Annotated in this window: 10 protein-coding genes; 2 read left to right on the forward strand and 8 right to left on the reverse strand. The window is 59.6% G+C overall.

What is annotated here, in order from left to right; genetic code table 11:
* Window positions 1-14: 14 nt before the first annotated feature.
* The 7 genes from LMTR21_RS30065 to LMTR21_RS30095 all read right to left on the reverse strand — a co-directional run bounded on the left by LMTR21_RS30065 (window position 15) and on the right by LMTR21_RS30095 (window position 10,832).
* Window positions 15-854 carry an ABC transporter ATP-binding protein gene (locus tag LMTR21_RS30065; RefSeq protein ID WP_065751106.1) on the reverse strand — a complete coding sequence of 280 codons (840 nt, stop codon included), beginning with the start codon at window positions 852-854 and terminating at the stop codon, window positions 15-17.
* A gap of 79 nt (window positions 855-933) precedes the next feature.
* Window positions 934-2,253 carry an ABC transporter substrate-binding protein gene (locus LMTR21_RS30070; protein WP_065751105.1) on the reverse strand — a complete coding sequence of 440 codons (1,320 nt, stop codon included), beginning with the start codon at window positions 2,251-2,253 and terminating at the stop codon, window positions 934-936.
* 129 nt (window positions 2,254-2,382) lie between these two features.
* On the reverse strand, window positions 2,383-3,510 hold the full coding sequence (locus LMTR21_RS30075) for a branched-chain amino acid ABC transporter permease (protein WP_065751104.1): 1,128 nt from the start codon (window positions 3,508-3,510) through the stop codon (window positions 2,383-2,385).
* 15 nt (window positions 3,511-3,525) lie between these two features.
* Window positions 3,526-4,410, reverse strand: coding sequence for a branched-chain amino acid ABC transporter permease (locus tag LMTR21_RS30080; protein ID WP_065751181.1), 885 nt, complete (start codon window positions 4,408-4,410; stop codon window positions 3,526-3,528).
* 55 nt (window positions 4,411-4,465) lie between these two features.
* Complete coding sequence (locus LMTR21_RS30085) at window positions 4,466-5,251, reverse strand: ABC transporter ATP-binding protein (RefSeq protein WP_065751103.1); 786 nt, start codon at window positions 5,249-5,251, stop codon at window positions 4,466-4,468.
* Window positions 5,248-7,218, reverse strand: coding sequence for an AMP-binding protein (locus LMTR21_RS30090; RefSeq protein ID WP_065751180.1), 1,971 nt, complete (start codon window positions 7,216-7,218; stop codon window positions 5,248-5,250). Before LMTR21_RS30090 ends, LMTR21_RS30085 begins: the two co-directional genes overlap by 4 nt.
* An 821-nt stretch (window positions 7,219-8,039) precedes the next feature.
* Complete coding sequence (locus LMTR21_RS30095; protein ID WP_065751102.1) at window positions 8,040-10,832, reverse strand: UPF0182 family membrane protein; 2,793 nt, start codon at window positions 10,830-10,832, stop codon at window positions 8,040-8,042.
* Between the two features lie 239 nt (window positions 10,833-11,071).
* Here LMTR21_RS30095 and rocD point away from each other — a divergent pair, with 239 nt between their 5' ends.
* Window positions 11,072-12,289, forward strand: a complete 1,218-nt coding sequence (gene rocD / locus LMTR21_RS30100; RefSeq protein ID WP_065751101.1) for an ornithine--oxo-acid transaminase — start codon at window positions 11,072-11,074, stop codon at window positions 12,287-12,289.
* A gap of 116 nt (window positions 12,290-12,405) precedes the next feature.
* Window positions 12,406-13,329, forward strand: coding sequence for a complex I NDUFA9 subunit family protein (locus LMTR21_RS30105; RefSeq protein WP_065751100.1), 924 nt, complete (start codon window positions 12,406-12,408; stop codon window positions 13,327-13,329).
* A gap of 94 nt (window positions 13,330-13,423) precedes the next feature.
* Here the strand turns inward: LMTR21_RS30105 and LMTR21_RS30110 are convergent, their stop codons facing one another.
* The gene (locus LMTR21_RS30110) at window positions 13,424-13,780 is read right to left on the reverse strand and encodes an Mth938-like domain-containing protein (protein ID WP_065751099.1); all 357 of its coding nucleotides are present in this window, start codon (window positions 13,778-13,780) and stop codon (window positions 13,424-13,426) included.
* Window positions 13,781-13,815: the final 35 nt, after the last annotated feature.

A 13,815-nucleotide genomic window follows, 5' to 3' on the forward strand; every position in this document is an offset into this window, starting at 1 on the left:
CTTCGCGTCATTGTCTAAACGAGCCAGCGCTTGCGCCGCTTGTAGTGCTTCACATCGCGGAATGATTTTCGCCTCTCGCCGGCGACGCCAAGATAGAATTCCTTGACATCCTCATTTGCGGCGAGCGCCCGCGCCTCGCCATCCATCACTACTCGGCCATTCTCGAGGATATATCCGTGGCTGGCGTACTTGAGCGCCATATTGGTATTCTGCTCGGCGAGAAGAAACGAGACACTTTCCTTGACGTTGAGATCCTTCACGATCTCGAAGATCTCTTCGACGATCCGCGGCGCGAGCCCCATTGAAGGCTCATCGAGCAGGATCATCTTCGGGCGTGACATTAGCGCACGGCCGATCACGCACATCTGCTGTTCGCCGCCGGACGTATAACCCGCGATCGAACCACGCCGCTCCCCGAGACGGGGGAAATAGGCATAGACTCGCTCCAGATCCTGCGCGATCGCGGACTTGCCGTCCGTGCGTGTGAAGGCGCCGGTCAGGAGGTTCTCTTCGACAGTGAGGTGAGCGAAGCAACGCCGCCCCTCCATTACCTGAATGCAGCCACGCCGCACCACATCGCTTGGCGACAGAGACTGCACTTCGACGCCGTCGAACAGGATCGAGCCCCTGGTGACCTCACCCCGCTCCGCATGCAGCAGATTGGAGACCGCCTTCAGCGTCGTTGTCTTGCCCGCACCATTGGCGCCGAGAAGCGCGACGATGCCGCCCCGCGGCACATCCAGCGATACACCCTTCAACACCAGGATAACGTGATCGTACACTACCTCGATATTGTTGACCGACAGGAACGGTGCTGCCGCTTCTGTCGCCGTGGCGGCCTTGGGGGTTGACACGCTGCTCCCTCCAAACTGGTACGGCTTTCGGAAATATCCGGGAGGAAACGAACACTCCTCCCGGATCGCCGAGATGCTCTCAGCTCTCTTTCGAGCAGTCTCGCGGCTGAATCTTCTTGTCCGCGGCATACTTCGCGGACACTTCGTCGACGAGCGGTTCGGTGTCGGATTGGTTGGCCGTGTACCAGTCGGAGATGATTTTCCAACCCTTGCCGTCCCACTGCTGAACGCGCCCTTCCCGCGCGCCCTCGTGGTCGGAGCAGGAAATCTTGATCGGCTTCAACATGCCCTCGAAGCCGAGTTCCTTGAGCCGCACTTCAGAGAGGTTGAGATTCTCAAGGCCCCAACGGACCTGCTCGCCCGTCAGCGGCTTCTTGCCGAATTTTTCCTGCGCCTTGCGGACCCCCTCTACCCCGAGCATGGCGTTCACCATGCCGCGGTTGTAGAGAACCTCGCCGACCTTGCCGGGCTCCGACGCCCCCTTGCCCTTTGCATAGACGTGCTTCTCGATGTCGGCATGCACGGGGAATTTGCCTGCACCATGCTGAAGCATCAGCGCCTTGTAGCCGACGGCTTGATCGCCTGCGGGCTGTACATCCGGCTCCGCGCCCGACCACCAAACACCGATCATCTTGTCGCGTGGATAGGCAACGGCCGCCGCTTCCTTGACTGCCGTGCCGTTCATGACGCCCCAGCCCCAGACCAGGACATAGTCCGGCCGGTTCTGGCGGATCGCCAGCCATTGCGACTTCTGTTCGACGCCGGGATGCGTGACCGGGATCGGTGTGAACTCAAAGCCGTGCTTCTTGGCCAGCACCTGCAGCATCGGGATCGGCTCCTTACCGTATGGGCTGTCGTGATAGAGCAGCGAAATCTTCTTTCCTTTCAGCTTGTCGACGCCGCCCACCTCCTTGGTGACGTGCTGGATCGCGATATCGGCCGCGGACCAGTACGTGCCGAGCAGCGGAAAATTGTAGGCGAACACGGCTCCGTTCTTGGAATCGGCGCGGCCGTAGCCCATGGTGATAATCGGGATCTTGTCAGTCGCGGTCTTCTCGGTGAGGGCGAATGTAATGCCGGTTGACAGCGGATTGACGAAGGCCGCGCCGGTCGGGCCCTTCCCTTTGAGACGCTCGTAACATTCAACGCCCTTGTCGGTGGCGTAGCCGGTTTCGCATTCCTCGACTAGAAGCCTGACGCCGTTGATGCCACCGTCCCGCTCGTTGACGAGGTTGTAGTAGTCGGCCACGCCGTTTGCGTACGGCACGCCATTCACGGCGTACGCACCCGTCCGGTAGGATAGTATCGGGATGAACTGCTCGTTCTGCGCCGCAGCGGGAGAGTCAAACGCTCCACCTGAAAGTATGGCTGCGGCCAGTATCAATTTGTTGCGTACCATGTGAGTCTCCTCCTCGTTCAGCCCGTTTCTTGTCGTACCGGGTCTTGTTTTCGCGGGGCTTCCTTTCCTCCTTTTGCCAACGACCGCCGCTCCGCTTTGCGATCCTCGGCTTGCTTCGCACTTCCCCCTTCAGTAGGGAAACGGCCACAGTCTAAGCTTCTCCTTGCCAATCGATATGAGCCGGGCAAACCCATGTGGCTCCTTGATGAGAAGGTAGCAGATCAACGATCCAAAGATGATGAACTCCAGATGAGTAATCGTCTCTGTTGATAGCGGCACACCGAGCTGGGTTGGAAGCAGGTTCAGCATGATCGGCAGGATGAGGATAAAGGCCGCGCCGACGAACGAACCCATGATCGATCCCAACCCGCCGATGATCACCATGAACAGAAGCTGCAGCGAGCGCTCGATCGAGAAGGCGAGCGGCTCCCACGACCCCAGATAGACGAACGCCCAGAGGGCGCCCGCCACGCCGATGATAAATGAAGAAACCGCGAAAGCCGTAAGCTTCGCGTAAAGTGGCCGGATGCCGATCAGCTCTGCGGCTATGTCCATGTCGCGGATTGCCATCCATTGTCTGCCGAGATTGCCGCGAACGAGGTTCTTCGCCAGAACTGCGAACACGGTTACGAAGATCAGGCACAGCAGATAGCGCTCGATCGGAGTGCGCACGGTCAGGCCGAAGAACTCCAGTGCCGGAGCATTGACCGATCCTGAGGGCGCGTAATTGGTGAACCACGGCACTCGCAGGAAAACCCAGTCGAAGAAGAACTGCGCCGCGAGTGTTGCGACCGCCAGATAGAGACCCTTGATCCGTAGACTGGGAATACCGAAGAGGATTCCGACGACCGCCGCCATCAGCCCGCCGAGCAGAATGGATGCCAGCACTGGCAGCGGCGGGATCGAAATCGCGAAGCCAAGCCAAGCAAGCGGAATATGAACACCGGTCCCCAGCTTGTAGGCAGAATAGGCGCCGATAGCCATGAACGCGCCGCTGCCGAGCGAGATCTGGCCGCAGTAACCGACGAGAATGTTTGCGCCGATTGCGGCGAGCGCGAGGATCAGGAAGGGCAGCAGAATTGCCCACAGCAGATACTCGCTGGCGAACGGCCAAATGCGGAAGTTCGCCAGCACCGGCACCCCGACGAAGGCAATCGTGAGCAGGATACCGAGCGCAATACGATCCTGGCGGATGGGGAAAATCGCCATGTCCGCCGCGTAGGTCGTCTTGAACTGGCCTGCCTCGCGATAAAGCATAACTAGGCCCTCGTCTCAGATACGCTCGATGATACGCTCACCAAATAACCCTTGCGGCCGCACGAGCAGCACCGCCAACGCCAGCACATAGGCGAACCAATATTCGATACCGCCACCAATATGCGCCCCCAGGAACACCTCGGCGATCTTCTCGCCCGCACCCACAATAAGCCCGCCGACGATGGCTCCGGGGACCGAGGTAAGGCCTCCAATGATCAGAACCGGCAAGGCCTTCAGCGCGAGAAACGTGATGGAGAACTGCACACCCAGCTTGGTACCCCACACGGTCGCCGCAACCAGCGCAACGAGACCGGCAACAAGCCAGACCACAAACCAGATCCAGCTGATTGGAATCCCGACCGACTGCGCCGCCAGGTGGTCGTCGGCAACCGCCCTGAGTGCTCGACCGGTCTTGGTACGCTGGAAGAAGATCGCGAGACCCGCTACCAGAATTCCGGCGATAAAGGCGCCCCAGACATCCAGCTTGTTGACCAGAATTCCACCCGGAAAGTGACTTTCGAACAGGAGCCAGACGTCCGTCGGGAACAGCCGCAACGGGTAAACATCGGAACCGAAGATCATCTGCGCCGCGCCTTCGAGGACGAATGTCACGCCTATGGTGGACATGAACAGCGTGAGCGCGTCCTGATTGACAAGAGGCCCGATCACGAACCACTCGATCAGCCTGGCCGTTATCGCCATGACCACGGCGGCAAAGCCAATGCCGAGGATGATCGCAGTCCAAAGCGAGAAGCCCCAGACCACCAGCAGGTCGAGCGAGCGAACCAGCGCAAGCGCGGCGAGCAACACCATTGCGCCTTGCGCAAAATTAAAGACACCGGATGCCTTGAAGATCAACACGAAGCCAAGTGCGACCAGCGAGTACAGCACGCCGGACATCAATCCGCCGATCAGCACTTCGAGAAATTGGCCCAATGCGATCACGTAATGCTCCTTAGTGCGCGACGCCGAGATACGCGTCGATGACGCCCTGATTCTTCTTGACCTCATCCGGCGTGCCGTCGGCGATCTTCACGCCATGATCGAGCACCACCACGCGATGGGAGAGATCCATCACCACAGCCATATCGTGCTCGATCAGCGCAATAGTCGTGCCGTAATGATTGTTCACGTCGATGATGAACCGTGACATGTCCTCCTTCTCCTCGAGATTCATGCCTGCCATCGGCTCGTCGAGGAGAAGAAGGTCGGGCTCCATCGCAAGGGCGCGGCCAAGTTCGACGCGTTTCTGCAGGCCATATGGCAAACGCGCAACCGGCACCTTCCGGATCGCCTCGATTTCCAGAAAATCGACAATCTCCTCGACCCGCTGCCGATGCTCGATCTCCTCCACCAGCGCAGGGCCATAGCGCAGCATCTGCCACAGCAGGCCGCGGCGCATCCTCAAGGTGCGGCCTGCCATAATATTGTCGAGCGCGCTCATCCCCTTGAACAGGGCAACGTTCTGAAACGTGCGCGCGATGCCGCCGCGCGACGCCTCGAAAGGCTGCATCTTGGCGCGGGTCAGTCCCTTGAAGGTGATGGCGCCATGATCGGGATGGTAGAAACCATTGATGACGTTGAGCATCGAGGTTTTGCCGGCACCGTTCGGTCCGATGATGGCACGAATTTCGCCTTTCACGATATCGAATGAAACGTCCGTCAGCGCTTTCACGCCGCCAAACGCCAGCGATACGCCCTCGACCCGCAGCAGGATTTCGTTCGTGCCCGGCGTCCTCATGCGGCCTTCCCCAGAGATTCTGACGAGCGAGATATTTCCAGGTCGCGAATCTTGACCCGCGCCGCAATCACACCCTTGCGGCCATCCTCAAAGGTGACTTCGGTGGAAATGTCGGCTTCATGCGAACCGTCGTAGAGCGCCGTGATCAGTCGTGCATAACGCTCGGCGATGAACCCACGGCGAACTTTCTGCGTGCGGGTCAATTCGCCGTCATCTGCGTCGAGCTCCTTATGCAAAATGAGAAAGCGACGAATTTGCGCGCCCGTCATCACCTTTTCCTCCGCGAGGGAGCGGTTCACCTCGGCAACATCTTTCGCCACGATGTCGTAGACCAGCGGATGCCCCGCCAGCTCCTGATAGGAACCGTATGCGACGTTGTTGCGTTCGGCCCAGTTCGCCACAGCGATCGGGTCGATATTGAGAAAGGCGCAAACGAAATCCCTGGAGTCGCCGTAAACCACCGCTTCCTTGATGTTGGGAAAAAATTTTAGCTTGTTCTCAAGATACTTCGGCGCAAACATCGTGCCGTCGGCCAGCCGGCCGACATCGTTCGCACGATCGATGATCTTCAGGTGTCCGGTCTTCTCGTCGAAGAAACCGGCGTCGCCGGTCTTGACGTAGCCGTCGGACGTCATGGCCTCCGCGGTCTTCGCCTGATCCTTGAAATATCCGACTAACATGCCCGGTGAGCGGAACTGCACCTCACCTGTTTCCGCAATGCGGATGTCGACGTTCGGTGCAGCCGGACCGACCGTATCGGAGTAGATCTGACCGTCAGGCTGGCAGGTTAGGTAAAGGAACGCTTCGGTCTGACCGTAGAGTTGCTTCAGGTTCAATCCGATCGAGCGGTAGAACGCGAACAGATCCGGGCCGATGGCCTCACCTGCCGTGTAGGCGACGCGCACGCGCGACAGGCCAAGAACGTTCTTTAGGGGCTCGTAGACCATCAAGCGCCCGAGCGCATAAAGCAGCCGGCCGGACAGCGGCACCGGCTTTCCGGTCAAAATCGACTCGCCATACCTCCGCGCAATGCCAAGGAAGTAGTTGAACATGCGCCGCTTGATGGCTGCAGCGTCTTCCATGCGGATCATCACTCGCGTCAGCATGGCCTCGAAACCTCGCGGCGGCGCGAAATAGAAGGTTGGTCCGATCTCGCGCCGATCCTGCTCGATCGTCCCACCGCTCTCGGGACACGCCATGCAGAATCCGGCGACAATGCCTTGTGCATAGTTGAGGTAATGATCACCAACCCAGGCGAGCGGCAGGTAGGCGAGCGCCACGTCCTTTTCAGTCAGGTTGTCGAACCTGACGGTATCAGTCGCGGCGTCGATACAGCCTCGCGCCGACAGCATGACACCCTTCGACGCGCCGGTGGTTCCCGACGTGTAGAGGATAATTGAGATGTCAGAACCTTCACCCTGCCGGATGAACTCATCGATCTGCCTGCCGAGCCCCGCGCTGACCGCAAGCGCGGCGCGGCCGTCTTCGATGACATCGCGGATTGCGATCAATCGGTCGTGGTCGTAGTCATCGAGGCCACGCTGCTCGTCATAGACAATCTTTTCGACATGCGGCACACGGTCGGATACCGACAGAACCTTATCGACCTGCTCCTGATCCTGCGCTGCAACAATTTTCGCCTCGGCATGAGCGAGGACGTAAGCGAGTTCGTCAGCCACCGCATCCGAGTAGACCGGAACCGGAATCACGCGCAGCGCTTGCGCTGCCATGAGCGTCCAATAGAGCTTCGGACGGTTGGAGCCAACGATGGCGATCGTGTCGCCTGGCCGCAGTCCAAGTCGATGCAAACCCGCGGCGTAAGCGCGCACGATCTCTGCAACCTGAGACCAGGTCCACGTCTGCCAGATGCCGAGATCCTTATGCCGAAACGCAGGACGGCTGCTAAACTGCGCGGCATTTCGCGCCAGCAGCTTGGGGAACGTGTCAAACGATCCGCCAACGGCCATGTCGGTCTCGATGCCAAAAACCGGCACGTTGGTTCGCGCCTGCTTATTGTGACGCTGCTGCGCCCTTCGGGGAGCAGCCATGCGAATTTCACACATATTACAACGGATCGAAAGTCCTACAAAGTCCCGCCTTTACCAACCCGAACCCGTTATTGGGTAATCAGTTGGTATAAGTGCGAAAGCTGGCGACCAACGGTGGCGTAGCTTCGCTCTACTTGCAGTGGCAAGTCTTCGAGGATACTGACTGTAAGTCAGCTGCAGGCCGCCCTGATATGCCCACGCGCTCCCGTGCCTGTCCGCGATTGAGACCGCGCTGACGGGGGCCGTTCGAATTCCATGTCCCCTCTGATCTCCATCTCAAGTCACACGGTGAAAGCCTTTCTCGACGGTGTTGCGCCTAGCGAGATGACGACAGTCATGGCACGAGCGGCATTAACAGCGTGACAGCCGAGGAGTTTCTCGGCGAGAAGCAGCCACAGGAGACGGTTCCTTGGTGAAGTTCACCAGGAATTTGCGGGCCTGAAAGAAGTACAGTTTCCAATCGTCCTTCGAGTAGACGTCCGGTAATGCTTCGAGAGCGGAAGCGCGGCTCGGCACATAGCCGGAATCTGGGTTCTTAATGGGGGCACGCAACCATCTCAAATTGCTGTTCCAGACAGCGGCTTGAACCGCGAAGCAATCTTCAGGGTCCACGTATCCAGCTTGGAAGTCTCCGGTTTCTCCCAATGCTTTCAAAAGCCATTCTGACATTTCTCAGCATTATGGGCATTTGAGATCACTAGAGAATTTCTCTTTGTCGAATGACAATTACCCGGCGTTGGTCAGTGTTCGGCCGATTGCCGGTTCATTTTCTCCAAAAGGCCGCGCATCGCGTCGATCTGCTTGCCGAAGCCTGCCCAATCCCCGGACCTCAACAGCTCCATTGCCTGGTTGTAGCGATCGAGCGCCTCCCGCGCCTCCTGCGCCCTGCTTTCCGCAGGACTCGCACGTGGCATTTCCGTTGCAGTACTCGGCGATGCCGGCGACGCGTTAGTTTCTATGAAAAGCTCGGACAAGGCCTCGGCAAGTGTCTCTTTCATGACGACATTTTCGCCATACGCCGCGATAACGCGCTTGAGCTCCGGCAATTGTCCGTGGACCGCGCGCAGATACAGCGGCGATACATAGAGGATCGAATTCTCGATCGGGATCACCAGGAGGTTTCCGCGGATCACCCGCGAGCCCATCTGGTTCCACAGTGATATTTGCTGGGAGATCTCCGTGTTCTGATGAATGCGCGCCTCGATCTGGAACGGTCCGTAGACGAGCTTCTCCTTGGGAAATTCGTAGACGATCAGTTTGCCATAGTCGGGGGCGTCGCAGCGCGCTGCCAGCCATGCGATCATGTTGTCGCGTCGGCTTGGCACCATGGGGAGCATGATAAAGAACTCGGCCTGGGCTTCTCCGGGCAGCCGCATCACGATGTAGTAAGGGACCATCGGCGTGACGCCGCCGTCACCAGCCGGCTGGCGCGGAAACTGCCAAAGATCCTCGCGGTTATAGAAAACGTCGGCAGATGCCATGTGATAGGTCTGGTAAAGCTGCGCCTGAATCAGGAAGAGATCCTCGGGATAGCGAATGTGCTTTTGCAGGTCGGGCGGCATGGCCGCGAACGGCTTGAACAACCCCGGAAAGATTCGCTGGTAGGTGCCGGCGATCGGGTCCGTCTGGTCCATCAGATAAAAGTCGACGCTGCCGTTATAGGCGTCGATGACGGCTTTCACGGAATTGCGGATGTAGTTGAGATTGCGGCTGGGCGCAGGCTGCGCAGAGGGAAAATAGTCGCTGGTCGTATAGGCGTCCTGGATCCAGAACATCCGCCCCTCGCTGATGACCAGATAGGGGTCGCGGTCGAGACTGAGGAACGGGGCGATCGTGCGAACCCGTTCCCCGACATTGCGCCGGATCATGATCCGGCTGTCGTCAGTGATGTAGCTGGAGAGCAGCAGGTTCATGTCGTTGAAGTGGTGGGCGAAGATGATCTTTCGCAGCACCCCCGGCAGCGGGACGCCGCCGGCACCGTCGTAGGACGCGTAGACGTTTTCATTCCCCTTCGGATAGTCGAATTCCGGCGTGGCCGTCCTGACGAGGACGTAGTTGCTCTTTTCTTGTCCATAATAGATGCGCGGTTCGCGGATTTCGAGGCCACCCTCCGCAACTGGAGGAATGTCGCGCAGGTAGAGCAGCGGAAGCCCCTCGGCGCTCTTGTGCGTTACCGGGCTCATCACTGCCCCATTGCCGTGGGTGAACAGCAAATGGAGGTTGACCCAGGTCTGGGCGTTAGGCGGCAGCAGCGAGGATCTGAGCTCGCGTGCCGAGAGCATCACGCTCTGGTAGGTGCCGCGAAACCAGTAGCGGTCGACATCCAGGTCGCTTAATTTGTAGTAGGTGCGTATCTCCTGCAGCTGCGCGTAGGTATCCGCCAGCGGCTGCCCGTCCCACAATCTGATGTTCTCGATGGTCGCCTTGTTGGCTTCGAGTGTGCGGACGGTAAGGTTCTGTTCGGCCGGGAATGGCTTCGCCGCGATCCGATCGAGATTATAGGCCTCCCGGGTCAGGCGGATGCTGCGTTCGATATAGGGCCGCTCCAGCTCCAGTTCGTTCGGTTTGACGTAGAACCGCTGGAACAACATCGGGAGCACGCCGGACAGCAGGAAGGCGCCGCCAAAGACGAGCAGCAGCGCGGCGGTGGGGAGGCGGTAGGTGCGCACCCACATGTTCGCCCAGGCGGCCAGGGCTGCGGCGACCGAGAGTCCGATCAGCAACCAGAGGACGGGCAGGTCCACATGGATATCGGTGTAGCTCGCGCCAACCACCACGCCATTGTCTCCGTAGAGCAGCAAATAGCGGTCGAGCCAGTAGGACCATGCCTTCACCGCAAAGAGCAGGCCGAGCAGCGCCGAGCCGTGGACAACCGCAGTCGGCGAAATCGACCGCCGCTGGACCTGGTATTCGATGTCGCCATGCACCCAGTAGATCATTGCGGCGAAAAGCGCACTCATGAACAGCGTCAAGAATGCCCAATTCCTGATGGCGACATAGGCGGGCAGAGAAAACAGATAGAATCCAATTTCCTTGTCATACAGCGGATCGTTCGCGCCATATGGCACGTGATAGACGAACTGCAGAATGATGCTCCAGTTGCCGACCTCCGCCCAGGCGACAAGCAGCGCGAGGAGTCCGGCACCGCCAGCAATGGCGCGGGACCATGGCAACCGATCGCGTATGAATTCTAACGGATCGGGCGGCATCGCAGCCACGAGATTCCAGACGAGACCGGCGGGAAGCCGGCTTCGCCGTCGTCGAGCAAGGTAAAGTGCGAGCCCGGCGTTTGCCCACACGATGGCGGCGGTTGCCGCGCAGACGACGGAAAAGACTCCGGCCTTCGCGCCGATCGACGTCCAAAATACCTGCGAGTAGCCGACCGCGGAGAACCACATCCAGTCGACTAGGATGTCGCCGACGAGCGCGAGAAGGATCAGGCAAATTCCGGCGAAGATGGCAGTCACAATCAGCCCGACCACAGCGTTTCGCCGTGGTGACTTCCGCTCGGGCCCGGTAATCCCGATCGTCATGAACAAATTATAGCAGAACGAGAAAGGTGGCGGCGCCTGTCGTGGGCCCTAGCACCTGTTTTTTTGCAACGGCCTTCCTACATCCAAGAAGAGGCGCGCGCATGCCTTACGCGCGCCCAATCGGGAGAGTGCGCCATGAGCCGTGGTCTCGCGACGCAGTTGCACTTGTGCGCCTTCACCAGCAGCAGGGGTGACATGCCGAGCCGGCGCGAGCGAGGATCGCGGCAGGAGCGCTTGTCATGACCGATTTCGCTGGCCTTGAATCCCGCTTCGGCGCGGGAAATTACGCGCCATTGCCGGTGACGATCGTCCGCGGGGATGGCGTCTACGTGTGGGACGAGGCCGGCCGGCGCTACATCGACATGATGGGAGCGTATTCGGCGGCGAGCTTTGGCCATTGCCATCCGCGCCTCGTCAAGGCGCTGACCGAACAGGCGCAGCGTCTGGATACGATCTCGCGCGCTTATTTCAGCGATCGGCTGGGGCCTTTCCTCGCCAGGGCGTGCGAGCTGACCGGTATGGACGCCGCGTTGCCAATGAACAGCGGCGCTGAAGCCGTCGAGACAGCGCTCAAGGCGGCACGTAAATGGGCCTATAAGGTCAAGGGTGTGCCGACTGACCGGGCCGGAATCATTGCCGCGGAGGGAAACTTCCACGGCCGTACCATCTCGATCATTGGTTTTTCTTCGCAAGCCCGATATCGCGACGGCTTCGGACCATTCCCGGCCGGCTTCACGCGCGTGCCGTTCGGCGACGCATCGGCGCTCGCCGCGGCCGTTACCCCTGACACTGCGGCCTTTCTGGTCGAACCAATTCAAGGCGAAGGCGGGATCAACGTGCCGCCGCCTGGATATCTCACTGAGGCCGCGCGAATCTGCAAAGCGAACAACGTGCTGCTGCTGTGCGACGAGATCCAGAGTGGTCTGGGACGCACCGGTCGACTGCTCGCGTGCCAGCACGAAGGCGTAACGCCCGATGGTCTGATGCTCGGCAAGGCGCTCGGCGGCGGGATGTTGCCGGTTTCGCTTTTCCTCGCCCGTCGCGAGGTCATGCAGGTTTTCACTCCCGGTGACCACGGCAGCACGTTCGGAGGCAACCCGATTGCATCAGCGGTTGGATTGGCCGCCCTCGACACTCTGATCGACGAGCGATTGATTGAACGTGCCGCGACTGTCGGCGCGCATCTCCTCAATCGGCTCTCTGCGATCAAAAATCCGATCATTCGCGAGGTGCGCGGTCGCGGTCTGTTCGCCGGGGTCGAGTTACACAGCAACATGGCACGCGCCGGTACGGTGATCGGGCACTTGCTTCAGGCGGGAGTTCTGACCAAAGATACCCACCGGAACACGATACGCTTTGCGCCCCCCTTGATTATCGACGAATCACAGGTGGATTGGGCCGTAGAGCGATTGACCGAAGTGCTGGACGAGCTCGCCGCATCGACGGTTCAGGCCTAGCGGCCGCCAATGTTGGGCAAGCCCGCTCCGATCCCGTCGCGGCGCCGGTCGACCGTCGGGTCCATGACGACGCACCAGTGGTGAAAGACTCCCACATGAACTTGCGAATTTGAGACATGGTCGCTACCAGCGGGCGCACCGTCACCGTATTCGGCGGAACCGGATTTCTCGGCCGCCGCGTCGTTCAACGTCTGAGCCATCGCGGATTCCCGGTTCGGATTGCGTCAAGGCATCCGGATCGCAGAAATAGTCAGCCTGGCCGCGACGATCCGCAACTTCAATCCGTAGAGGCCAATGTTCACGACGAGCGATCGGTCGCGGATGCGCTTGCCGGCGCTTACGGCGTTGTAAATGCAGTCAGTCTTTACGTCGAGCACGGACTGGACACTTTTCATTCCGTTCACGTCGAATCTGCCCGACGAGTGGCAGTGCAAGCGCGCCGGGCCGGTGTCGAACGGCTCGTTCATGTTTCAGGAATAGGCGCGGATGCCGCGTCACAATCGCGGTACATCCGAAAGCGCGGCGAAGGCGAACTTGCGGTCCGGGCCGCGTTCCCTGATGCAACTTTCATCCGACCGGCGGTGATGTTTGGATCGGACGACGCGTTTCTCACAACCATCCTTACACTGCTCCGCCGGCTTCCGATCTATCCGATGTTCGGCCGCGGCCAGACCAGATTGCAGCCGGTCTATGTGGAGGATGTTGCCGAGGCGATTGGCCGGATCATGCAGCGAGCGCAGAGGCCTTCAGCGATCTTCGAATTCGGCGGCCCTCGCGTCTACTCTTACGAGGAGCTTCTCAGGGCCGTTGCGCGCCAGGCCGGCGTTGCGTCCCACCTGATTCCAATCCCGATCGCGCTTTGGCACGCACTCGCATGGGCCTCCGAAATGCTCCCGAGTCCGCCCCTCACTCGCAATCAAGTGGAACTGATGCAGATCGACACCTTGTCGTCGCCGGAGTTGCCTGGATTTTCTGAACTTGAGATTTCGCCGCTCTCGGTCGAGGCAATACTCCAAGCGATGCTGTCGAATAGCGGTTGAAAGAGGCTTCTCGGTCAATCCGCTTCCGCAGACGCGCCGCATCGAGTCAGCGGAATTCGAACAATCTCGGACTCTGGGTCTCGGCCGGCCCGATTCAGCAGGTAACGTGAAAAAGGCCGATCTTCTTCGCGCGCGAATTGTTGAACGTACGAATCGCGTCGGGGGTCGGCTGCAACAGGACCGTGCAACCCTTTTTCGCAAAATACGCCTCAGCTTCCGGCGATAGATGCACATTGCCCATCTGGCCCGAGCCAAGAATCAGCTGCTCGCATCCGTCCTCAAAGACGAACTTCGCCTCGTCCTTCGAGAGGACATGCGAGGTGCCGTAGTACTTCTTCGACAGCTTCTTCTTCCGCTTTGCTACTTCGCCGGACAGACGGATGATCACGTCGTGTTCATACGTCTTTCCGTCAATCGTGATGGTGCCGAATGTAGTGCGTTCGATCTCCATAGCCTGACCTCTCATGATCTCGGCACAAGGCGCTA

The sequence above is a fragment of the Bradyrhizobium paxllaeri genome (assembly GCF_001693515.2).
Classification (GTDB): domain Bacteria; phylum Pseudomonadota; class Alphaproteobacteria; order Rhizobiales; family Xanthobacteraceae; genus Bradyrhizobium; species Bradyrhizobium paxllaeri.